General features: G+C 44.4%; 18 protein-coding genes. 2 read left to right on the top strand and 16 right to left on the bottom strand.

Annotation, left to right across the window (positions count from 1 at the left end; all coding sequences use genetic code 11):
• Positions 1-3 precede the first annotated feature (3 nt).
• The 16 genes from dnaE to rpsB all read right to left on the bottom strand — a co-directional run bounded on the left by dnaE (position 4) and on the right by rpsB (position 18,166).
• Entirely contained in the window at positions 4-3,495 is a 3,492-nt protein-coding gene (dnaE, locus tag L1070_RS03455; protein WP_237124505.1) for a DNA polymerase III subunit alpha, read from the bottom strand.
• Positions 3,496-3,497: 2 nt separating this feature from the next.
• Entirely contained in the window at positions 3,498-4,094 is a 597-nt protein-coding gene (rnhB, locus tag L1070_RS03450) for a ribonuclease HII (RefSeq protein WP_237124504.1), read from the bottom strand.
• Positions 4,084-5,241: a lipid-A-disaccharide synthase gene (gene lpxB, locus L1070_RS03445; RefSeq protein WP_237124503.1), complete on the bottom strand. Its 1,158-nt coding sequence runs from the start codon at positions 5,239-5,241 to the stop codon at positions 4,084-4,086. Before lpxB ends, rnhB begins: the two co-directional genes overlap by 11 nt.
• 86 nt (positions 5,242-5,327) lie before the next feature.
• Entirely contained in the window at positions 5,328-6,098 is a 771-nt protein-coding gene (gene lpxA, locus L1070_RS03440; protein WP_070984258.1) for an acyl-ACP--UDP-N-acetylglucosamine O-acyltransferase, read from the bottom strand.
• Between the two features lie 2 nt (positions 6,099-6,100).
• Positions 6,101-6,553 (bottom strand): 3-hydroxyacyl-ACP dehydratase FabZ, encoded by a 453-nt coding sequence (gene fabZ, locus L1070_RS03435; protein WP_070985566.1) that lies wholly within the window; start codon positions 6,551-6,553, stop codon positions 6,101-6,103.
• Positions 6,554-6,566: 13 nt separating this feature from the next.
• Positions 6,567-7,607 (bottom strand): UDP-3-O-(3-hydroxymyristoyl)glucosamine N-acyltransferase, encoded by a 1,041-nt coding sequence (lpxD, locus tag L1070_RS03430; RefSeq protein WP_237124502.1) that lies wholly within the window; start codon positions 7,605-7,607, stop codon positions 6,567-6,569.
• Positions 7,607-8,125, bottom strand: a complete 519-nt coding sequence (locus tag L1070_RS03425) for an OmpH family outer membrane protein (protein ID WP_070984254.1) — start codon at positions 8,123-8,125, stop codon at positions 7,607-7,609. Before L1070_RS03425 ends, lpxD begins: the two co-directional genes overlap by 1 nt.
• Positions 8,126-8,135: 10 nt before the next feature.
• Entirely contained in the window at positions 8,136-10,607 is a 2,472-nt protein-coding gene (gene bamA / locus L1070_RS03420) for an outer membrane protein assembly factor BamA (RefSeq protein ID WP_237124501.1), read from the bottom strand.
• Between the two features lie 71 nt (positions 10,608-10,678).
• Positions 10,679-12,031: a sigma E protease regulator RseP gene (gene rseP, locus L1070_RS03415; RefSeq protein ID WP_237124500.1), complete on the bottom strand. Its 1,353-nt coding sequence runs from the start codon at positions 12,029-12,031 to the stop codon at positions 10,679-10,681.
• 3 nt (positions 12,032-12,034) lie between these two features.
• On the bottom strand, positions 12,035-13,231 hold the full coding sequence (gene ispC / locus L1070_RS03410; RefSeq protein WP_237124499.1) for a 1-deoxy-D-xylulose-5-phosphate reductoisomerase: 1,197 nt from the start codon (positions 13,229-13,231) through the stop codon (positions 12,035-12,037).
• The gene (locus tag L1070_RS03405; protein ID WP_070984244.1) at positions 13,228-14,094 is read right to left on the bottom strand and encodes a phosphatidate cytidylyltransferase; all 867 of its coding nucleotides are present in this window, start codon (positions 14,092-14,094) and stop codon (positions 13,228-13,230) included. The genes ispC and L1070_RS03405 overlap by 4 nt, the downstream gene beginning before the upstream one ends.
• A 12-nt stretch (positions 14,095-14,106) precedes the next feature.
• A complete protein-coding gene (locus L1070_RS03400; RefSeq protein ID WP_070984242.1) occupies positions 14,107-14,880 on the bottom strand; it encodes an isoprenyl transferase in 774 nt (257 codons plus the stop codon).
• 134 nt (positions 14,881-15,014) lie between these two features.
• Positions 15,015-15,572, bottom strand: a complete 558-nt coding sequence (gene frr / locus L1070_RS03395; RefSeq protein WP_070984239.1) for a ribosome recycling factor — start codon at positions 15,570-15,572, stop codon at positions 15,015-15,017.
• Positions 15,573-15,595: 23 nt separating this feature from the next.
• A complete protein-coding gene (gene pyrH, locus L1070_RS03390) occupies positions 15,596-16,333 on the bottom strand; it encodes a UMP kinase (protein WP_070985565.1) in 738 nt (245 codons plus the stop codon).
• A 148-nt stretch (positions 16,334-16,481) separates the two neighbouring features.
• Positions 16,482-17,333 (bottom strand): translation elongation factor Ts, encoded by an 852-nt coding sequence (gene tsf / locus L1070_RS03385; protein ID WP_070984237.1) that lies wholly within the window; start codon positions 17,331-17,333, stop codon positions 16,482-16,484.
• 104 nt (positions 17,334-17,437) lie between these two features.
• Positions 17,438-18,166, bottom strand: coding sequence for a 30S ribosomal protein S2 (gene rpsB / locus L1070_RS03380; RefSeq protein ID WP_070984234.1), 729 nt, complete (start codon positions 18,164-18,166; stop codon positions 17,438-17,440).
• 266 nt (positions 18,167-18,432) lie between these two features.
• On the opposite strand from rpsB, the gene map reads away from it, so the two are divergent.
• The gene (gene map / locus L1070_RS03375; RefSeq protein WP_070984232.1) at positions 18,433-19,218 is read left to right on the top strand and encodes a type I methionyl aminopeptidase; all 786 of its coding nucleotides are present in this window, start codon (positions 18,433-18,435) and stop codon (positions 19,216-19,218) included.
• Positions 19,219-19,227: 9 nt separating this feature from the next.
• The gene (gene glnD / locus L1070_RS03370; protein ID WP_237124498.1) at positions 19,228-21,846 is read left to right on the top strand and encodes a [protein-PII] uridylyltransferase; all 2,619 of its coding nucleotides are present in this window, start codon (positions 19,228-19,230) and stop codon (positions 21,844-21,846) included.
• Positions 21,847-21,851 lie beyond the last annotated feature (5 nt).

Below are 21,851 nucleotides of genomic sequence, written 5' to 3'. Positions count from 1 at the left end.
TAATTAGTTAAATTCTAGTTCTATTTCTTGCGCCGCCATTTGTGATAATCGAGTCAATAGATCATCAGTAGGCGTCACACACCATTGGGTTCCCAGCGTTAACTCAGCTAACGCGTCTGGACGTTGATACGTTATCTTTATCGGACACGTACCAAATTTATAAGGTTCCAGTACTTTTCGTAAATTTTCGAAGAAGTTTGCTTCAATTTGCACCATATTTAGCGTCATTTTTATCGCACGAATACGTTTCTCTCGTGCTTGCGCTATAGTGCAGACGTCTCTGGCGGTCATTGTAATGCCCCCAGAGAAGTTATCAAAGCTGACCTGTCCTGTTATTACCAAGATTTGGTTAATTTGCAGCAATTCTTGGTACATTTCAAACTGTTCTGGGAATAAGCGTACATCAATACGGGCACTCTTGTCATCTAAAGTTATCAAGCCCCAGCGATTCCCTTTCTTATTTATCAAGGTTCTAGCATTAATCACTAAGCCCGCAGCGGTAGACTGTACATCGCGGTTAGTCGGCTGCAAATCGATTAACCGACCCGACGTGTAGTGCTTTAACTCTTTTCTGTATTGATTGATAGGGTGACCCGTTAAGTACAAACCTAACGTTTCTTTCTCACCATCTAACCACTGATTATCGGTGAGCGGCAACGCGCTGGTAAAGGCTTGTTCTACCTGCTCAGGCTCTACCGCCAATAACCCAAATAAATCAGATTGGCCGAGCGATTCGGCCTTGTGGTGTTGCTCGGCTGATTTCATCGCCCCTGTTAGGCTAGCAAGTAATGTCGCCCGCCCAGGCTGGGTTTTCTCCGGTCCAAGTTTGTCCAAAGCACCCGCATAGATAAGCTTTTCAACCACACGTTTATTTAAGCGTTTGAGGTCAACTCGCGCACAAAAATCAAAGAGATCTTTAAACTCGCCGCCTTGTTCTCTCGCTTCTAAAATAGCTTCTACCGGTCCCTCACCTACGCCTTTGATAGCACCAATACCGTAAACAATTTCACCCTGACGATTTACGGTAAACTTATAAACACCTGCATTCACATCGGGTGGCAATAAGGTGAGCTTCATGTTCTCACATTCATCAACCAGCGTAACGATTTTGTCGGTGTTATCCATATCCGCAGACATTACCGCCGCCATAAATTCAGCTGGGTAATGAGTTTTCATCCACAGTGTTTGATAAGACACCAAAGCATAGGCGGCAGAGTGTGATTTGTTAAAGCCATATCCCGCGAACTTTTCTACCAAGTCGAAGATTTTCATTGCAAGTTCGCCATCAACTCCGTTGGCAATTGCACCTTCTTCAAAGGTTGAACGCTGCTTGGCCATCTCCTCCGGTTTTTTCTTACCCATGGCACGACGTAGCATGTCCGCGCCACCTAGCGTATAGCCCGCCAGTACCTGAGCAATCTGCATTACCTGCTCCTGATATAGGATGATACCGTAGGTGGGTTCAAGAATTGGGATTAGACTTTCGTGTTGCCATTGCGCGTCTGGGTAAGAGAGTTCCTCTCTACCGTGCTTACGGTCGATAAAGTTATCTACCATGCCCGACTGCAGTGGCCCAGGTCTGAACAGGGCTACTAATGCAATCATATCTTCAAAGCAGTCAGGCTTTAGGCGACGGATCAAGTCCTTCATACCACGGGATTCTAGCTGGAACACCGCCGTTGTCTCTGCGCGTAGAAGCAGCTCGATACTTGCTCTATCATCCAAAGGAATAGCGTTAATATCAACCGGCTTTTTGCCTTCGCGAGCTAGTCGCTCGTTGGTCATGTCTAACGCCCACTGTAAAATAGTGAGCGTTCTAAGTCCCAAGAAGTCAAACTTTACGAGACCCGCGGTTTCAACGTCGTTTTTATCAAACTGGGTAACTGGAAACTTCCCTTCTTCATCGCAATATAAAGCGGCAAAGTCAGTAATGGTTGTTGGCGAGATAACCACACCACCGGCGTGTTTACCGGCGTTTCGCGTACAGCCTTCCAAAATACGACACATGTCGATGAGATCTTTAACTTCTTCATCACCGTCATAAGCCTCTGGCAATCTTGGCTCAACATCAAAGGCTTTTGCCAAGGTCATGCCTGGATCGCCTGGGACGAGTTTAGAAATGCGATCAACGAAGCCATAAGGGTGACCAAGCACTCGACCCACATCTCGAATTACCGCTTTTGCTGCCATGGTACCAAATGTGATGATCTGTGATACCGCATCACGGCCATACAACATGGCTACGTGGTCAATTACCTCATCTCGACGGTCCATACAAAAGTCAACGTCGAAGTCGGGCATCGAAATACGTTCAGGGTTTAGGAATCGCTCAAATAGTAAGTCAAATTCCAAAGGGTCAAGGTCGGTAATTTTTAGCGCATAAGCCACAAGAGAACCTGCACCCGAACCACGCCCAGGGCCTACCGGTATATTGTTATCTTTACTCCACTGAATGAACTCCATTACTATCAAGAAGTAGCCCGGAAACCCCATTTGGTTGATAACGTCTAGCTCTATTTGTAAACGCTCATCGTATTCAACGCGTTTTTCTGCACGTTCTTGTTCATCAGGGAATAAAAATTGTAAACGCTCTTCCAATCCATCTCTGGATACCTTAACCAGAAAGTCCTCAATTTTTAAATCACCAGTCGGATAATCTGGTAAGAAGTATGTGCCCAGCTGTACCGTGACGTTACAGCGCTTGGCAATTTCAACGCTATTCTCAAGCGCTTCTGGAATATCACTGAACAACTCCAGCATCTGCTCGGGCGTTTTTAGGTATTGCTCTTTTGAGAAACGTTTTGGACGGCGTTTGTCTTCAAGTGTGTAGCCATCATGGATTGCCACTCTAATTTCATGGGCTTCGAAGTCGTGCTCATGCAAAAATACCACTTCGTTAGTGGCCACTACCGGCAAGTCTCGCTCGCAGGCTATAGCCACAGCCGCATGTAAATACTCTTCTTCTTGTGCGCGACCAGTACGTGTGAGTTCTAAGAAAAAATGATCTTTAAAATGTTGTTCATAAAACGCTAGGGTATCGAGCACCAGCTGTGGGTTGCCTTTAAGCAATGCTTTACCTACATCGCCATCTTTAGCACCTGAGAGCAGAATAAGCCCTGCTTTATGTTCTGCCAGCCATTGTTTATCAACCACTGGGCGATGAAATACATGACCACGTTGATAGGCTTTGGAAATGAGTAAGGTGAGATTTTTATAACCTTCGTTGTCTTTGGCCAGCACTACCAAGCGACTGGGTTCATCTGGAAATTCGTCGCTCTTAAGCCAAATATCTGCACCCACAATAGGCTTGATCCCTGCCCCATGAGCCGCGCCATAAAAACGCACCAAACCACATAAATTCATCTGATCGGTTATGGCAAATGCTGGGAGTGCGAGTTCTTCGGCTCTGGCGACAATAGGCTTAGTTTTGGCGAGCCCATCCACCATAGAAAAATCACTGTGAACACGTAAATGAACAAACTCTGGGGCAGCCATATCTATAGCTCCTTCAAGGCTAATATACGCTGCACTGGTTTAAAACTTTTTCTATGGTGTGGTGTAATACCATGCTCTTCTAACGCAGCAAAATGAGCTTTTGTAGGATAACCCTTATGTCCTGCAAAGCCAAATTCAGGATACTGAGCATCTAGCGCCAGCATTTCTTGGTCTCGTGCGACTTTAGCAATGATAGACGCGGCACTGATCTCTGGCACTAAACTATCGCCCTTTACAACACTTTGTGCAGGCATCATGAGCTTGGGTAGGCGATTGCCATCAACAAATACAAAATCAGGACCGATGCTAAGCCCTTCAACCGCTCGGCTCATGGCGAGCATAGTAGCGTGTAAAATATTAAGCTCGTCAATTTCTGCAACCGATGCTCGACCTATGCTGTAACTGAGTGCTTTTTGTTTTATTTCTTCAGCGAGTAGCTCACGCTTTTTTTCAGTCAGCTTTTTTGAATCATTCAATCCAGTGATAGGGTTATTTGGGTCTAAAATAACCGCAGCAGTCACTACATCACCTACCAAGGGGCCACGGCCGACTTCATCCACACCAGCGATGTACCGTACGTCAGGGCGCTCAATCTGCATTAATTAACTCCTCTACTGCATTTGCCGCTTGCTTGCTGGCATCAAGACGAATGTTATGGTGAATTTCGTAAAACTTGTCGATTAAAACGCTATTATCCCCTTTGAGCATGGGGTATAAAGCGTCCGCAAGCGCATCTGAGTTACACTCTTGCTGTAAAAACTCTGGCACTAAACGCTCGTCCGCCAATAAGTTTGGCAAAGAGAAATATTTGATATTGAAGGTGAAAAAGTTCTTGAAAATCCAATAGCTGAGCGGTTTAAATTTATACCCCACCACCATCGGCTTTTTATACAACATGGCTTCTAGTGTCGCCGTTCCTGACGCCAATAACACAGCATTTGCCGCAGACATCGCGGTACTGGATTGACCATCGAGCATCATGACACTCAACTCTGGCGTCGTTTGCTTTAAAATGGCTTCAAACTGCGCACGACGCTTTGCATTTACCAACGGCACGATGATTTTCAGCGACGGCAAACGCAACTTAAGCTTTTGTGCAGCTTGTAAATATGTTTCGCTCAATAGCCCGACTTCTGAACCTCGGCTACCCGGCAGTAAAGCCAGTACTAGGTCTTTTTCACTTAGCCCAAGCGCCGCACGCGCGGCGCTGCTATCATGATCCAGCTCAATTTCATCCGCTAAAGTATGACCCACAAACCTGCAAGGCACATCATGTTTATCGTAGAATGATTTTTCAAATGGTAACAGGGACAAAACTAAATTGGTCGCTTCGGCAATGCTATAAATACGTTTTTGACGCCATGCCCAGACTGAGGGGCTCACATATTGGACGGTTTTAATTCCCGCTTTTTTAAGTGGCTTTTCAACGCGTAAATTGAAGTCAGGGGCGTCTATGCCAACATAAATATCTGGCGGATTATCAATAAAGTATTGCACAAGTTGTTTACGGATCTTAAGCAACCTAGGCAGTCGACCCAGCACTTCGACAAGCCCCATCACCGCAAGCTCTTCCATGTCAAACAAGGTACGGCATCCTGCGGCCTGCATTTTTGGGCCAGCTATCCCAACAAACTCAGCATTGGGATATATCTTTTTGAGTGCGCCGATTAAGCCCGCGCCCAATATATCACCAGATAATTCACCCGCCACGAGGCCAATAGTTAACTTTTTGTTATTTATCATCACATTAATCTATTTTATAAATAAAAACGCCATACATAAGCTTTGTATGGCGTTTATCAGCATATAGGCCTTGCTATCGCAATATTTCGTTAGCGAATAATACCGCGATCCGAGGTGTCTAAGAAGTCTATCATTTGCTGTACGGCGGCATATTCAGACGCTTCTTGGCGCATCGCTGCAACCGCTTCATCTAAACTTAACCCTTTACGATACAGAGCTTTATATGCTCGACGCACAGCCATGATCTCTTCGCTGCTAAAGCCTCGGCGTTTCATACCTTCGGTATTAATTGCTGCGGGTTTTGCTGGAGTACCTGTCGTTGTCACAAACGGAGGCACATCTTTACTCACCCCTGAATACATACCAATGAAGGCATGCGCACCAACCTTACAAAACTGGTGAACACCTGTATTGCCCGCCAAGATGGCCCAATCACCTACATGTACGTGGCCTGCAACGCTGGCACCATTAGAAAAAATGACATTACTGCCAATCACGGCATCATGCGCTACATGGGTATAGGCCATAAACAAGTTATTGCTACCTATTTTAGTGATGCCTTGATCTTGAATCGTACCACGGTGGATTGTGGCACACTCACGGATGATATTATTATCACCCATAATTAATTGTGTTGGTTCATCCTTGTACTTTTTATCTTGGCAAGCTTCTCCCACAGAGGCGAACTGGTAAATATGATTACCAGAGCCAATGGTTGAAGGTCCTTTGATCACTACATGAGATTCAATGGTGCAGTTATCGCCAATCACTACATCATTCCCGATATAGCTATAAGGACCCACAGAGACGTTATCGCCTAGCTGTGCGCCTGATTCAATAATCGCAGTAGGATGGATCACTATTAAAACTCTCTTCTTGCACACATAAGATCGGCGCTACAAACAACTTTACCGTCAACTTTTGCTTCACCGTAAAACTTCCAGATATTACGACGCTCTTTTACAAATTCAATATGCAGATGCATCACATCACCCGGAAGAACGGGCTGCTTAAAGCGTGCGTTATCAATTGCTGCAAATAAGTATAGCTCGTTCTCGCTGCGATTCTCTACCGTTTTAAAACCCAGTAGACCTGTTGCCTGCGCCATCGCTTCGAGAATCATCACCCCAGGAAAAATAGGTTGATCTGGGAAATGGCCAGTAAAAATTGGCTCGTTTACCGTTACATTCTTAACGGCGTGTAAATACTCGCCAGCTTTATAATCAATAACTTTATCAACCAACAACATTGGGTAGCGGTGTGGTAATAACTTTAAGATTTCTTGGATATCAAAACCGTTCAGTTCGTTTGCCAAAGTAGCATCCTTTTTATTCATCTATCTTTTTTAGCTGTTCTGTTAAAGACTCAAGCGCCTTCAAACGCTGCTTAAAGTCTGTCAGATTGCGTAAATGAGCCATATTGCGTCGCCACTCTTTGTTGGTACTATGAGGCATACCAGAGGAGTAAACACCCGCCGTAGTAATCGATTTGGTGATCATGGTCATACCGGTGATAATAACACCATCGCAAATTTCCATATGGCCATTAATACCCACCAGTCCCGCTATTTGGCAATGCTTACCAATTTTTGTACTGCCAGCAACGACTGATGCACCTGCGATCGCCGTACCTTCACCGATCTCTACATTATGTGCTATTTGAATAAGATTATCTAAAATTACATTATCATGAATAATAGTGTCATCCAGTGCTCCGCGGTCAATCACGGTATTTGCACCCACTTCTACACTGTTACCAATAATAGCGCGTCCAACTTGAGGGATTTTTACCCACTTTCCCGCATGATTTGCATAACCAAAACCATCGCTGCCAATAACCGCACCGGATTGAAATAAGCAATTTTTACCTATTTCAACTTCGTGGTACACACTGACATTCGCCCATAGTTTAGTGTTATCACCAATTTTTGCGCTGTTACCTACAAAACATCCTGCGCCAACCTGTACGTTGTCACCCAGTTCTGCGTTTGCTTCAATGACTGCATTCGCAGCGATAGAAACATTTTCCCCTAACTTGACCGACTCATGAACCACCGCACTTGGGTGCACGCCTTGTGCTGAGCGAGGCGTGGTATCCATGAGTTGTGCAAGCTTCGCATAGGCAATATAAGGGTTGTTAACGATTAATTTATTGCCTTTGAAGTGTTCGGCATCAGACTCACAGAGTATTACTGCACCAGCATGGGTGGTCGCCAGTTGAGCACGATACTTACTGTTTGCTAAAAAGCTAATATCTTTGTCTGTTGCCTGCGCGAGTGTCGCTATCTTATCGATTTGACACTCGCCGTCGCCAACTAGCGATGCATCAATTGATGCCGCCAGTTGAGCTAAACTATAACGTTTGGTCATTACTTTTTGCTTACCGCTTCAACAACTTTGTCAGAAAGGTCCGCTACTTTATCAGGGTTGAAGTAAATTGTCGTATCTTTTACTTTAACTTCATCAAACTTACCGCTTTTAGCAACATCTTCAATAGCACCGATGATTAGCTTTTGCACTTTTGCCAACTCTTCGTTTTGACGCTGTTTGATTTCTTGCTCTAAAGGACGGCCTTTCTCAGCAAGCTCTTTTTGCATGCCTTGAATTTTGTCACGTAACGTTGTCTTTTGCTCATCGCTCATCGTCGCGCTTTCACGCTGAAATTTTTCCATTTCAAAGCGAATGTCGCCTTGTAGCTTTTCTAACGCTTGACGACGCTCAGCGAATTCACCCTGTAACTGCTGTTCGATCTTAGCTACCTGAGGGATATTTTTGTAGATCTGTTGCATGTCTACAATGCCTACTTTATGTGCCAATGCACTTGCTGATGTTCCCATCATTAACGTAGCCATCAAACCCATTGCAGTTGTTTTTATAAGTGTTTTCACAATTAACTCCTTAGAATGTATTACTGATATTAAAACTGATCGTCTTGGTTTCGTCATCATCTTCTTTCTTAAGCGGATATGCGAAACTGATCAGCATGGGGCCCATCGGCGAGATCCACTGAACCGATAAACCGGTAGAAACCCTAAAGCGGGTTGGATCCGAGTAGTCCGAAAGCCTCTTGTATTGATCTTCATGTAAGTTTGAATAGCGATCTACATCAAACTCAGTATCCCATACGTTGGCCGCATCAACAAACAGGCTGGTACGTACAGAACTTGTGTTGTCTTCATCTAAAAATGGCGTAGGCACGATAAGCTCAGCACCCAATGTCGCCTTAGCGTTACCACCGATACGGCCACCTGGTACAAGTAAATCAAACTCGCTATCTCCGCCAATATTTGCAGTGGCGGTGCCATCTGGTAAAGTCGAACCAGGAATTTCTGTCATCCTACGCTGAATGGCTCGTGGCAATATGGTATTGCGTTCAAAACCACGTAGTTCGTTCTCAGAGATTCTAAAGAACTCTTGGAACGGCAATGTTTGCTCATAACCATTTGTTTCGCCATAACCGTTTCCGTATGCAAGACCTGCTCTTGCCGAGAAAACCCATTGATGGTCATTACTGATAGGCCAGTAGAAACGCGAGTCATAATCTACTTTGAAGTAGTTAAGATCCGAGTTTGGCGATGTCGCTCTAAACGTTAAACTTTGGCGAGAACCCGCTGTTGGGAACATGCCTCGGTTAACTGTCACACGGGACCAACCAGCACTTAACTCGTATTTCGTAAAGTTATATGCGCCATCAGGATCTTCTGGGTCTAAAAATGCCAGACGCAAAATACGTGTTTGCTCGTAATCTGCAATGTAATCCAGCTTTTCGTCTATCCAACGTACACCAAAATTGATTCTGTTTATCGCATTGATTGGGAAGCCAAAGTTTGTACCTATACCATACTGACGAGAGTCATAGCCGATCAAGCCCAATTTACTACCATCAAAGCTGCTGTAATAAATGCTGCTACCTTGTGATACACCATCTGGGGTGAAGTATGGGTTGGTATACGAGATACTATAGTTGTTCTGGCTTTTAGAGGTATTGATGTTAAATGCAAGCTGGTTACCCGTGCCAAGGAAGTTAGACTCACTGACACCCACGTTAAACTGCAAGCCACCGTAAGAACCATAAGCAACACCGGCTTGGAAGCTACCTGCTGGTTGCTCTTTCACCGTGAAGTCAACATCTACCATATCGTCAGCGCCTGGTAGCGGTTTAACTTCAAAGTCTACCTTTTCCATATAAGGCAACCGTTGGATCTGGAGCTTAGAACGCTCAAGATTTTGGTTAGACAACCATGCGCCTTCAAGTTGCGTCATTTCACGGCGTACAACCTCGTCAGAGGTCACTTGGTTACCATTAACAAGAATACGACGAACATACACACGTTTACCCGGATTTACCGATAAAGTGAGCTGTACTTCTTTGTTTTCATCATCAATTTCTGGAATGGTACGTACTTCAGCATTGGCATAACCAAAACGAGCGAGATAACCTTTGATAAATTCTTCAGAAGAAGTCACGATTGAACCGTTATAAAGCTCGCCCGCTTTGAGTGGAATAATACTTTTGACAAGCTCTTCACGACCCAACAAATCACCGATGAAATCATAGCCTTTAACGGTGTATGTATCCCCTTCAGTAATGTTTGCTGTTACATACACAGACTCTCTTTCTGGGCTAACAGATACCTGTGTAGAGTCGATGTTGAAACGCAGATAACCCCTATCTAAATAGAAGCTACGGATCTTTTCTAAATCGCCCTCAATGGTCTGCTTTTGATAGCGGTCGTTTGACATAAACTTCCACCAAGGCAAATCTTGCTGTGATTCAACCAGCGTAAGTAGTTCCTCATCTGAGAATAGCTCGTTGCCCACCAAGTTGATTTGGCGAATAGACGCGGCATCCCCTTCTTTAAATTCGAGCTTTAAACGCACACGGTTACGGGGTAAATCGATAATGCTTACCTCAATCTTGGCATTATATTTACCAATACTGTGGAAGAACTCAATCAACCCTTTTTCAATATTGTCTATCACCGTTTTATCCAACGGCTCACCAACACGAATGTTTTGCTGCTCTAAGCTTTCATTAAGCTGTTCATCTTTGATGTCTTTGTTGCCATCAAAGTCAATTCCCGCAATAGTCGGGCGCTCTTGAACCTTGAAGATGATTTGCTCACCGTCACGAAAAGCTACGATATTGTCAAAATGGCCAGACTTATATAACGCTTTAATAGTCTGAGAAATCGTATACTGATCGACAGTATCACCAACATTTATTGGAATATGCGTTAATGCCGCACCAAGTGCAACACGCTGCAAACCTTCCACTTTCAAATCTTCAACGATAAAGGAGTTTTGCCCTAATGCGGCAAAACTAGCGCCAAGTAAACTCGTTACTGCAAGATGTTTTTTTATAGGCATTTTATTATCTTTATCCTTTACAACAGTTAGCGCCCTAAGCGCTTTGATGGACGTCACTCACGCCATTCGAGCTACAGCCTCGAGACATCGTTAAGTAATGCAAAACAAGTTAAAGCTATAAGTACTAACGCACCTACCTTAAACCCTAACTCTTGTGTCTTTTCAGAGACTGGTTTTTTACGAATTAGTTCAATTATGTAATACATTAAGTGCCCACCATCCAAGACAGGTAGGGGCAATAAATTAAAAACACCAAGATTTACACTAATTAGTGCTAAAAAGCTTAAAAATGCAACAATTCCATAGCTAACGCTGTTGCCTGCACCAACGGCAATGCCAACAGGGCCACTTAGGTTTTTGACCGACACTTGCCCTGTAATGAGATTACCTATCATGTCAAAGCTCAGGCGGATCAACTCAAAAGTTTTCTCAGCGCCAAGCACCATACTATCCCATGGACCATAATGTCTAGTTTCGATATACCCGTCTGGCCATTTTTCAAGCAGTGGAATAACACCAAGAAAGCCCTGAGATGCACCATTTGGCCCAATTCGTTCCTGTGGTGTGACCGGTAAATCAACGACCCTGTCATCTCGAGACACACTGAGCATCAGCGACGTATTTGCAGAAGCTTGAATGCGCTGTACAAACGCCTGCCAATCCTCTATTGGCTCTCCATCGAGCGCAACTAAGGTATCATTAATTTGCAACCCAGCTTGTTGTGCGGCGGAATCATCCGCAATATGTCCAAGCGTCAACGTTAGCGCGGGTCTAAACGGCACAATGCCAACGGCATTAAGCGGAGCTTCATCCTGCTTGTCTAATTTCCAGCCATTAATATCTAGCGTTCTAATTGCGATTTGCTGATGGGCATCCTGAACTTTCACTTCCAGGCGCTTCTCACCAAGGTGCCGCATTAAAGCAAAGGTGACATCTTGCCAAGAACTGACTTCTTTGCCTGCCATAGTGAGGATATGATCACCGCTTTGCATGTTAGCCTTGGCAGCGATGGAGTTAGGCTGAACGTCGCCAACAAATGGTTTGGCATGCTGCACACCTATCATGTACATGGCAGCCAGTACGATAATTGCAAATAAGAAGTTAGCAATTGGCCCCGCAGATACTACAGCGATACGAGATAAAACAGGTTTATTGTTAAAAGCAAGGTGGCGTTTTTCGGCGGGGACATCATCGACACGTTCGTCCAGCATTTTTACGTAACCACCCAATGGGATCATGGCAATTACGTACTCGGTACCCTGTTTATCGTACCAGCGACAAAGCGGTTTACCAAAACCTATGGAAAACCTTTGAACTTCAACACCTGCTCGCCTTGCTACCCAAAAATGACCATACTCATGGACCGTAACAAGAATGCCTAAAGCAACAATAAATGACGTTAAGTTCCACAGAAAATCAACCATAACTTACCTTATTCGACTTACACATTCATGCGCCAGTGCTCTGGCTTGCGCATCTTGCGCCATGATTTCGTGTACCGAGTTTAAAGAATGTAGCGTGGACTTTTCAAGCACTTCGGCGTTTACACGGTAGATATCACAAAAGCCGATTTGTCGGCGCAAAAATGCCTCAACGGCAATCTCATTTGCTGCGTTGACGACCGTTGTAGCGGCTTGGCCTGAACGACATGCATCAATAGCAAGCGCCAAATTCGGGTATCGGGAAAAGTCAGGCTTGGTAAAGGTAAAGTCGGTAAGCGTAGCGAAATCGAGTGGTTTAACACCCGCGTCAATGCGCTCTGGATATGCCAACCCGTAAGCTATGGGCGTACGCATATCAGGTTGCCCCATTTGTGCGATGATAGAGCCATCCGTGTACTGAACCATAGAATGGATCATACTTTGTGGGTGGATCACCACTTCAATGTCCTCAGCTTGGCACGCAAACAACCATTTGGCCTCAATAAATTCCAAACCTTTGTTCATCATGGTTGCAGAGTCTACCGATATTTTTTGCCCCATAGACCAGTTTGGGTGAGCTACGGCTTGCTCAACCGTTACGTCTTTTAGCGTCTTCAAATCGCGGGTTAAAAACGGCCCGCCTGAGCCCGTTAACAAGATTTTGCTGACTCCAAACTGGCTGAGCCCTTGCTTTGCATCTTGTTGTAGCGTGTGCGGTAAACACTGATAAATGGCGTTATGTTCGCTATCAATCGGTAGTAAAGTCGCCCCATGTTGAGTAACTTTATCCATAAACAGCTGGCCTGACATAACTAGGGATTCTTTATTCGCCAATAAGACCTTCTTACCCGCCTCAACGGCTGAAAGTGTAGGTATAAGGCCAGCAGCCCCTACAATGGCAGACATAACGGTATCAACGTCGTTATGAGCGGCTATTTGCGCCATCTGTTCACTGCCGTGCAAAACTTCCGTAGATATATGCGCAAGATTTTCACGTAACTTTTTTGCCGCTTGCTCACAATCCATGATGGCAAACTTTGGCTGGTGCGTAACACACAGTTGCGTCATCAGCTCAACATTACGGCCCGCAGCCAAAGCATAAATACTATAACGTTCACTGTTACGTGTGATCACATCTATGGTGGATAAACCTATTGAACCCGTTGCTCCTAAGATAACAACTTGTTCTACTCGTTGGCTCATAAGGTTACCGTCCATGCGTAAAACAGAGCAAATATTGGCGCTGCCGCAGTAAGGCTATCAATTCTGTCCAAAATACCACCGTGTCCAGGCAGGCAAGCGCCTGAATCCTTTAAACCCACTTCACGCTTGAACATGCTTTCGAGCAGATCCCCAACAGCAGAAAATAAAGCAATAAAAACAGTCATTATCGCGTATATTGGCCATAGCTTCTGTTCCACCTGCGCAAAGTGGCAAAATATCACCACAAATATAACAGCAGTGATCACGCCACCGATAAGGCCTTCAATGGTTTTATTTGGACTCACATTCGGCATTAGCTTGTTTTTACCAAAGTTTTTTCCAGCAAAATACGCTCCAATATCCGCACTCCAAACAATACCGAGCACCACCATAATCAGCGTTGACCCGTATTGATGAGCCTGTTGATATTCCGCACTGCGCAATACATTAAGCGCGAGCCACAAAGGCACCAGCGTTAACAAGCCTGCCACAGCCCGCATTACGATTCCCTCACTCCAGGCTTTTGCCATTCGGGGGTATTTTATAACCAAGAAGGTAGCGACTAGCCACCACGCAAATGCCAATGTAAAAACATAGTTGGCATCAGCTTGCAAGCGTCCGCCTTGCCACAAGGTAGTGATAGGCCAGTGCCAATGCAGCAATAGCAGCACACCAGACATTAAAATCACAAAGCCACTACGCTGCTTTATCGATGATAGGCCAATAAAAGCGGACCATTCCCAAGCGCCGAGCAGTACAATCGCACCGGCAATAAAACTAAATAACGCAAGCGGTGTATAAAACACCAAAAGCATCGCCAGTGGCGCAAGTACCACTGAGGTTAAAATTCGTTGTTTTAGCAAACTAATTTACCTTTAACTTGTTGTTTTGGACGCAGCGAGTAGTTGTTTTATTTGATCGCCGGTGCAGCCAAAGCGCCTTTCTCTAGATACATAACAGGCAATTGCCTCTGAAAACGCCTCGTCGTTAAAATCTGGCCATAAAGTATCTGTAAAATAAAGCTCAGCGTATGCTGCCTGCCAAAGCAAAAAGTTACTAATGCGGTAATCACCGCCAGTTCGTATCAGTAAATCTAGTTCGCTTTGGTTTGCCATTGTAAGATGTTTTGAAATTTCATCTTCCGTGACTTGTTCTGGTGTTAAGCTTCCTTCCGCCACCTGTGTCGCTAACTTTTGTGCAGCCTGAGTTATATCCCAACGGCCGCCATAGTTAGCAGCAACATTAAGTTGTAGTCCAGTATTCTCACTCGTCAACTGATGTGCGGTATTAATTCGTTCCTGCAAAGATGCAGGAAAACGCGCTAAATCTCCGATTACCGTCAATTTAACGTTGTTTTTATGTAGTTTCTTAACTTCTTTTGTCAGGACTAATAAAAACAGCTCCATCAGTGTACTAACTTCATCTTCTGGACGACGCCAATTCTCGCTGCTAAATGCAAATAGTGTCAAAGATTCAATGCCCAAATTTGTGCAAAACTGCACAGCGTTGCGAACTGAATCGACACCTTTCTTATGCCCATATGTACGAGGTCGATTTCTCGACTGCGCCCAGCGACCATTTCCATCCATAATGATGGCAACATGTTTTGGCAAAGATTGCTGTGAAATTGTTTCAGCGTTTAAAACCATAATCCCGATTTAGATAAAAAAAAACGCCGCCTAGTATACCCCAGACGGCGTTGCAAAACTAATAAATTTACAAGGACCTGTTGCCCCTTCAAGATTGAAATTTAGCCAATCCAGAGAGATAAACGGGTCTGTTATTAGATTTCCATCAACTCAGCTTCTTTTGCGCTCAATTGTGTATCCATTTCTTTAACAAACTTATCTGTTAGCTTTTGAATTTCATCTTCTGCTTGACGTGCTTCGTCTTCAGAGATTTCTTTGTCTTTTAGTAAGGCTTTAATGTCGCCATTTGCGTCACGACGAATGTTACGAACCGCAACACGGCCGCCTTCCACTTCGCCGCGTACAATCTTAATTAAATCTTTACGACGTTCTTCCGTTAGTGGAGGAAGAGGTACACGAATAATAGTACCCGCTGACATTGGGTTTAAGCCTAAATCAGACGACATAATCGCCTTTTCAACAGCTTGTGCTAAAGACTTATCAAATACACTGATTGTTAGTGTACGTGCGTCTTCTGTAGATACATTCGCAACTTGGTTTAGCGGTGTATCCGCACCATAGTAAGAAACGGTAATTCCGTCTAAAAGAGCTGGGTGAGCACGGCCAGTACGGATTTTAGATAATTGGCTAGCAAGTGCTGCTACGCTTTTTTGCATGCGCTCCTGCGCATCTTTTTTAATATCGTTAATCACAATTCAATCCTAGTCTTAACTGATTATTCCGAGGCTGCAGAAGAGATCAAAGTACCCTCTTCTTCGCCCATGATTACGCGTTTTAAAGCGCCTGGTTTGTTCATGTTGAATACGCTCAAAGGCATATCGTGGTCACGGGCTAGCGTAAATGCCGCTAAGTCCATCACCTTTAATTCTTGATCAATCACTTCATTATACGTCAAATGACGGTAAAGTGTGGCGTCTGGGTTCTTCACAGGGTCATCACTGAACACACCATCTACCTTAGTGGCCTTAATAACCGTGTCGGCTTCAATTTCAATACCACGTAAGCATGCAGCTGAGTCAGTGGTAAAGAATGGATTACCCGTACCTGCAGAGAAAATAACCACTCGGCCAGACTTTAACAAGCTGATAGCTTCAGCCCAGTTGTAAGCATCACATACCCCGTTTAACGGAATAGCAGACATCAAACGAGCGTTAACAAAAGCACGGTGTAGCGCATCACGCATTGCTAAACCGTTCATCACAGTAGCAAGCATCCCCATGTGGTCACCCACAACTCGGTTCATACCCGCTTCTGCTAACGAGCCACCGCGTAAGAAGTTACCACCACCGATAACTAAACCCACTTCTACGTCGAGCTCTACAAGTTCTTTGATTTCTTGTGCCATGCGATCCAACACTTTTGGATCGATACCAAAGCCTTCATCTCCCATTAAAGCTTCACCGCTTAATTTAAGAAGAACGCGTCTAAAAACAGGTTTTCGATTGATAGTCATATTTTTCGGGCCATTTGTGAAAGTGAGATAAAAAATAACCGCGCTTATGATATTCATAAATGCGCGGCTATTTTAAAGAATTTTCAGCATCGAAGCAAAAGCAAATCGAGGAAACACCATCGGTATTTGCCTTTGCTACTGAACAAAATTATTCGCCTTTTGCAGCAGCGATTTGTGCAGCAACTTCTGCAGCGAAGTCTTCTTCTTTACGCTCGATACCTTCACCAACTTCTAAACGTACGAAGTTAGATACTGTAGCGCCTTTTTCTTTAAGGATTTCGCCAACAGTTTTCTTAGGTTCCATGATGAAAGCTTGACCAGTAAGAGAAACTTCACCAGTGAACTTCTTCATACGGCCAACAACCATTTTCTCAGCGATTTCAGCAGGCTTGCCTTCGTTCATCGCGATGTCGATTTGTACCGCTTTTTCTTTTTCAACTACGTCAGCTGGAACGTCTTCAGGGTTAACGTACTCAGGCTTAGAAGCAGCTACGTGCATCGCAACGTGCTTAAGTGTTTCTTCGTCAGCTTCACCTGCAACAACAACACCGATACGCTCACCGTGACGGTAAGTAGCTAGGTTAGCACCGTCGATGTACTCAACGCGACGAACGTTGATGTTTTCACCGATTTTAGCAACTAGTGCAACACGTGCGTCTTCGAACTGTGCTTGTAGTTCTGCAATCGTAGTTTTAGATGCAGCAGCAACGTCTAGTACAGAGTTAGCGAACGCTAGGAAATTAGCGTCTTTAGCTACGAAGTCAGTCTGACAGTTAACTTCTAGTAGTGCAGCGAAACCTTCGCCTTCTTTGATAAGGATTGTACCTTCAGCAGCGATGTTACCCGCTTTTTTAGCAGCCTTTGCAGCACCGCTCTTACGCATGTTTTCAATCGCCAGCTCAATGTCACCATTGGTTTCAGTTAGCGCTTTTTTACAATCCATCATGCCAGCGCCAGTACGCTCGCGTAATTCTTTTACTAGGGCAGCAGTTACAGCCATTAGAATATCCTCAAATATGAATTCTGTTTTAGGGAAGCGGAATAACCGCTCTTCAAGAATATCAAGTCTTCACCTCAATTAGATGAAGACTTGATGACAGCTAATTACTCAGCTTCTACGAAATCGTCGCTTTCAGCTTGAGCAACGATGTTGCTTTCACGGCCTTCAGTGATAGCAGCAGCTACTGCGCCAGTGTAAAGCTGGATAGCGCGGATAGCGTCGTCGTTACCTGGGATGATGAAATCAACACCATCTGGGTTCGAGTTAGTATCAACTACAGATACTACTGGAATACCTAGGTTGTTAGCTTCGCGAATTGCGATGTGCTCGTGGTCAGCGTCGATAACGAAGATAGCGTCAGGAAGACCGCCCATATCTTTGATACCGCCAAGGCTCTTCTCAAGCTTTTCCATTTCACGAGTTAGCATTAACGCTTCTTTTTTAGTCAGCTTTTCGAAAGTACCGTCTTGGCTTTGAGTTTCAAGGTCTTTAAGACGCTTGATTGATTGACGAACTGTTTTCCAGTTAGTCAACATACCACCTAACCAACGGTGATTTACGAAGTACTGATCACTTTGAAGAGCTGCTTCTTTAACTGCTTCGCTTGCAGCGCGCTTAGTACCTACGAAAAGAATTTTACCTTTGTTAGATGCAGTGTTCTGTAAGAACTTAAGTGCATCGTTGAACATAGGAACAGTTTTTTCTAGGTTAATGATATGTACACGGTTACGAGCGCCGAAGATGAAAGGCTTCATCTTAGGGTTCCAGTAACGAGCTTGGTGACCGAAGTGAACACCAGCCTGAAGCATATCGCGCATTGAAACGTTTGCCATTTTAATTTCCTCTAATAAGTTAGGGTTAAGCCTCCACATATCCCATAGCACCAACATGCTCAGAAATTACCAAGACATGCACCCAAGTGTATGTGTCGATATGTGTGTGTGTTAATATGAATGTGTTTATCTTAAATACAAACAACCCCGTAAGATTTATTTGTAAAAAGACGGCGCGCTTTATACCATATAAAAGTGCATAACTCAACGATAAGTACAAAATTTGTGCGTTGTTGCTAACTTAAAAATACCGACTTGGAGTGTCAATGAGTGCAGTGATTAAAACCCCTGAAGAAATCGAAAAAATGCGTATTGCTGGGCGCTTAGCCGCAGAAGTATTAGAAATGATTGGGCCATATGTGAAGCCTGGGGTCACTACAGATGAGCTAAATACAATTTGTCACGATTATATTGTTAACGAACAAAATGCGATACCAGCCCCACTGAATTACCATGGCTTTCCGAAGTCAATTTGTACGTCTGTGAATCACGTTATCTGTCATGGTATTCCTAACGATAAACCGCTAAAAGAAGGCGACATTATTAATATCGATGTCACCGTAATTAAAGACGGCTACCACGGCGATACCTCGAAAATGTTCTACGTTGGTACACCCACCATTCAAGGTAAGCGTTTAAGCGAAATCACTCAAGAGAGCCTTTATCTTGCCATTAAGATGGTTAAGCCTGGGGTACGTTTAGGTGATATTGGTGCCGCGATTCAAAAGTATGCTGAAGGGTTTAATTACTCTATTGTGCGCGAATATTGTGGCCACGGCATTGGTAAAGAGTTTCATGAAGAGCCACAAGTTATGCACTATGGTAAGCCGGGCACCGGTGAGATGTTAAAAGCAGGCATGTGTTTAACCATCGAACCTATGGTCAATGCTGGTAAGCGCCAATGTAAGTTGCTAAAAGACGACTGGACTGTTGTAACCAAAGACCGTAGTCTATCAGCTCAGTGGGAACATACATTATTGGTCACTGAAAATGGCGTTGAGATCCTTACCCTGCGTAACGACGAGACAATTGATAGAGTGATTGAACACTAGGAGCCTTAGGTGGCACTGCCTAACAGAGTAAAAAAGCTGCTCGACAATGCCGAGCAGCTTAATGATTATAAAGATTGTTCTGCTTATTTTTATAAATGGCTACACAACGAGTTTTCTAAGCAACCTGTACGAAACCTGATCAACGCTCGCGCTGAGTTTATTGACCGCCTGTTAATCAAGTTGTTCAACGACACAGGTCTTGCCCAATACCCAGAAATCGCCCTGATCGCAATTGGAGGCTATGGGCGAGGTGAGCTTCACCCTTACTCTGATATCGACTTCTTACTGTTGGTACAATCGCCACCCGATGAGCAACTTACCAATAATCTAGAGGCTTTCGTGACGTTATTGTGGGATCTCAATCTAGAGATTGGTCACAGCGTACGTACACACGAGCAAGTTCTGGAACAAAAAAAGCAAGACGTTCACTTTACTACCAGTCTACTAGAAAGCCGCTTGATCTGCGGCAATCACATTGAATTTGAGCGTTTAAAAAGTCACATCATGGAAACGCCTATTTGGCGCTCTGATGAGTTTTTTCTCGCCAAGCTCGATGAGCAAAAAGTTCGCCACCGAAAGTGTCATGGCACCGCCTACAACCTTGAGCCTAATGTCAAAGAGAACCCCGGTGGCTTGAGGGACCTACAGACTATTTTCTGGGTCGCGAAAAAGCACTTCCACGCTGAAACCCTCGAAGAATTAATCAGCCACGGCTACCTCACCCATGAAGAGTACCAAGAACTTTTAGAATGCATTGAGAATTTGTGGAACATCCGCTTTGCGCTACATTTAGCGGCTGGTCGCAACGAAAACAGACTGCTGTTTGACCATCAACCTAATGCAGCGGAGCTACTGGGCTTTGGTGCCGAAGGTAAAGCCTCAGTAGAGCGCATGATGAAACGCCTGTTTCGGATCATGAGTCGGGTTCGCGAAATGAACCAAATGCTGTTGTCTTATTTTGAACAAAGTATCCTGCCAGATAGCGCTGAGCAGACCGCAGTACCGCTGGACAGAAACTTCGAACGAGTTGGCAATAAGATCCGCGTTAAAAACCCTTCGGTGTTTTTCAGACGTGAACAATTGTTTGTTCTGTTTGAACATATTGCTGACAACTCTGAAATCATTGGCATTGACCCTAACACTATCAGAACCATGCGTCAGGTACGTCGCAGACTGCTTGGCGACTTACAAGATTATGCTGGTTGTCGAGACGCGTTTTTGCGCCTGCTAAAGCACCCCAACGGGATGGGCCGCGCATTTACACTGATGCATAAACACGGATTGATCGCTGCCTATTTGCCACAATGGCGAAATATTTTCGGTCAAATGCAATTTGACCTTTTCCATGCCTACACGGTCGATGAGCACACGCACAAACTCGTAAAAAACATTTATCAGTACTTTGATAAAACCCAGCCAAGTGACTTTCCTATTTGTAGCGAGATAGTCACGCGGATGGATAAACCAGAGTTACTGTACTTAGCGGCAATATTTCATGATATTGCTAAAGGTCGTGGTGGTGACCACTCAGAATTAGGGGCGGTGGATGCCCAAGCGTTTTGTAAAATGCATGGCTTTACCACCTCAGATTCACGTCTTGTCGCTTGGCTGGTCAAAAGTCACCTGTTGATGTCTGTCACGGCACAACGCAAAGATATCAACGATCCGGACGTCATCAATGAATTTGCCTCACAGGTTAAGAACGAGCGTCAGCTCGATTACTTATACTGTCTAACCGTTGCGGATATTCGGGCGACCAACGACAATTTGTGGAACGATTGGAAGAATACCCTGTTGCGTGAGCTGTATTTACATGCTCAGCGAGCATTGCGTCTTGGCCTTGAAAACCCCATGGACATGCGCGATCAAATCCGTGATAAAAAGCGCCAGGCTAAACAACGACTGATTAATAAGGGCTTTGAGGAAGAGTTTATTGATTTGAGCTGGTCACGTTTTAAAGCCAATTATTTTACGGCATTTAGTGAACAGCAAATCTCTTGGCATAGTGAACACTTACTTAAGTCAAAAGACTTGAGCCAAGCAAGCGTAATGGTCAGTGAAAAGCCACTACATGGCGGCACGCAAGTATTTGTATATAGCCCCTATGAGGCCACACTATTTGCCAAACTAGTCAGCGTCATTGGCTCTAAAAAAGCGCAGATCCAGCACGCTCAGGTGATGACCACCAAAGACGGTTACGTGGTATTTAGTTTTGTGATCCTAGAGGTGAACGGCAATCCGATTGCCAGTACCCGCGCCAACTCTATCCGTAGGGGGATTGAGGCGGTATTACAAGACCCTAAAAAGAAGATACGGCTCAAGAAGAATCGCTCTCAGCGCTTTAAAGATTTTAATATTAAACCAAAAGTTATTGTGCGACCTCATGCGCGCAGTGACAGAAATCTTATTGAAATCCAAGCGATTGATATCCAAGGTTTACTAACTAAGATCGCTGAAGTATTTCAAGCCAATTCACTGCATATTCATGCCGCGCGGATTACAACCGTGGGCGAACGTGCAGAAGATTTCTTTGTGGTATCAGATGAAAATTACAAAGCGCTAAGCGAAGAACACAAAGCCGAATTACATCGTGATTTAATGAAAAAATTAAACGCAGAATCCGAATAAAAGAG

The sequence above is a fragment of the Pseudoalteromonas sp. MMG022 genome, from assembly GCF_021654245.1.
Taxonomy (GTDB): Bacteria; Pseudomonadota; Gammaproteobacteria; order Enterobacterales; family Alteromonadaceae; genus Pseudoalteromonas; species Pseudoalteromonas amylolytica.
The sequence above is the reverse complement of the archived record's forward strand: the minus strand, read 5'-3'. Positions and strand labels throughout refer to the sequence as shown.

Bases quoted from the DNA above. Each gene is read 5' to 3' on its own strand.
- tsf (WP_070984237.1), bottom strand. From the start codon at position 17,333: ATGGCTGTAACTGCTGCCCTAGTAAAAGAATTACGCGAGCGTACTGGC.
- L1070_RS03400 (WP_070984242.1), bottom strand. From the start codon at position 14,880: ATGGTTTTAAACGCTGAAACAATTTCACAGCAATCTTTGCCAAAACAT.
- ispC (WP_237124499.1), bottom strand. From the start codon at position 13,231: ATGAGCCAACGAGTAGAACAAGTTGTTATCTTAGGAGCAACGGGTTCA.
- map (WP_070984232.1), top strand. From the start codon at position 18,433: ATGAGTGCAGTGATTAAAACCCCTGAAGAAATCGAAAAAATGCGTATT.
- rnhB (WP_237124504.1), bottom strand. From the start codon at position 4,094: ATGCAGATTGAGCGCCCTGACGTACGGTACATCGCTGGTGTGGATGAA.
- lpxD (WP_237124502.1), bottom strand. From the start codon at position 7,607: ATGACCAAACGTTATAGTTTAGCTCAACTGGCGGCATCAATTGATGCA.
- rpsB (WP_070984234.1), bottom strand. From the start codon at position 18,166: ATGGCAAACGTTTCAATGCGCGATATGCTTCAGGCTGGTGTTCACTTC.
- dnaE (WP_237124505.1), bottom strand. From the start codon at position 3,495: ATGGCTGCCCCAGAGTTTGTTCATTTACGTGTTCACAGTGATTTTTCT.
- pyrH (WP_070985565.1), bottom strand. From the start codon at position 16,333: ATGACTATCAATCGAAAACCTGTTTTTAGACGCGTTCTTCTTAAATTA.
- rseP (WP_237124500.1), bottom strand. From the start codon at position 12,031: ATGGTTGATTTTCTGTGGAACTTAACGTCATTTATTGTTGCTTTAGGC.
- bamA (WP_237124501.1), bottom strand. From the start codon at position 10,607: ATGCCTATAAAAAAACATCTTGCAGTAACGAGTTTACTTGGCGCTAGT.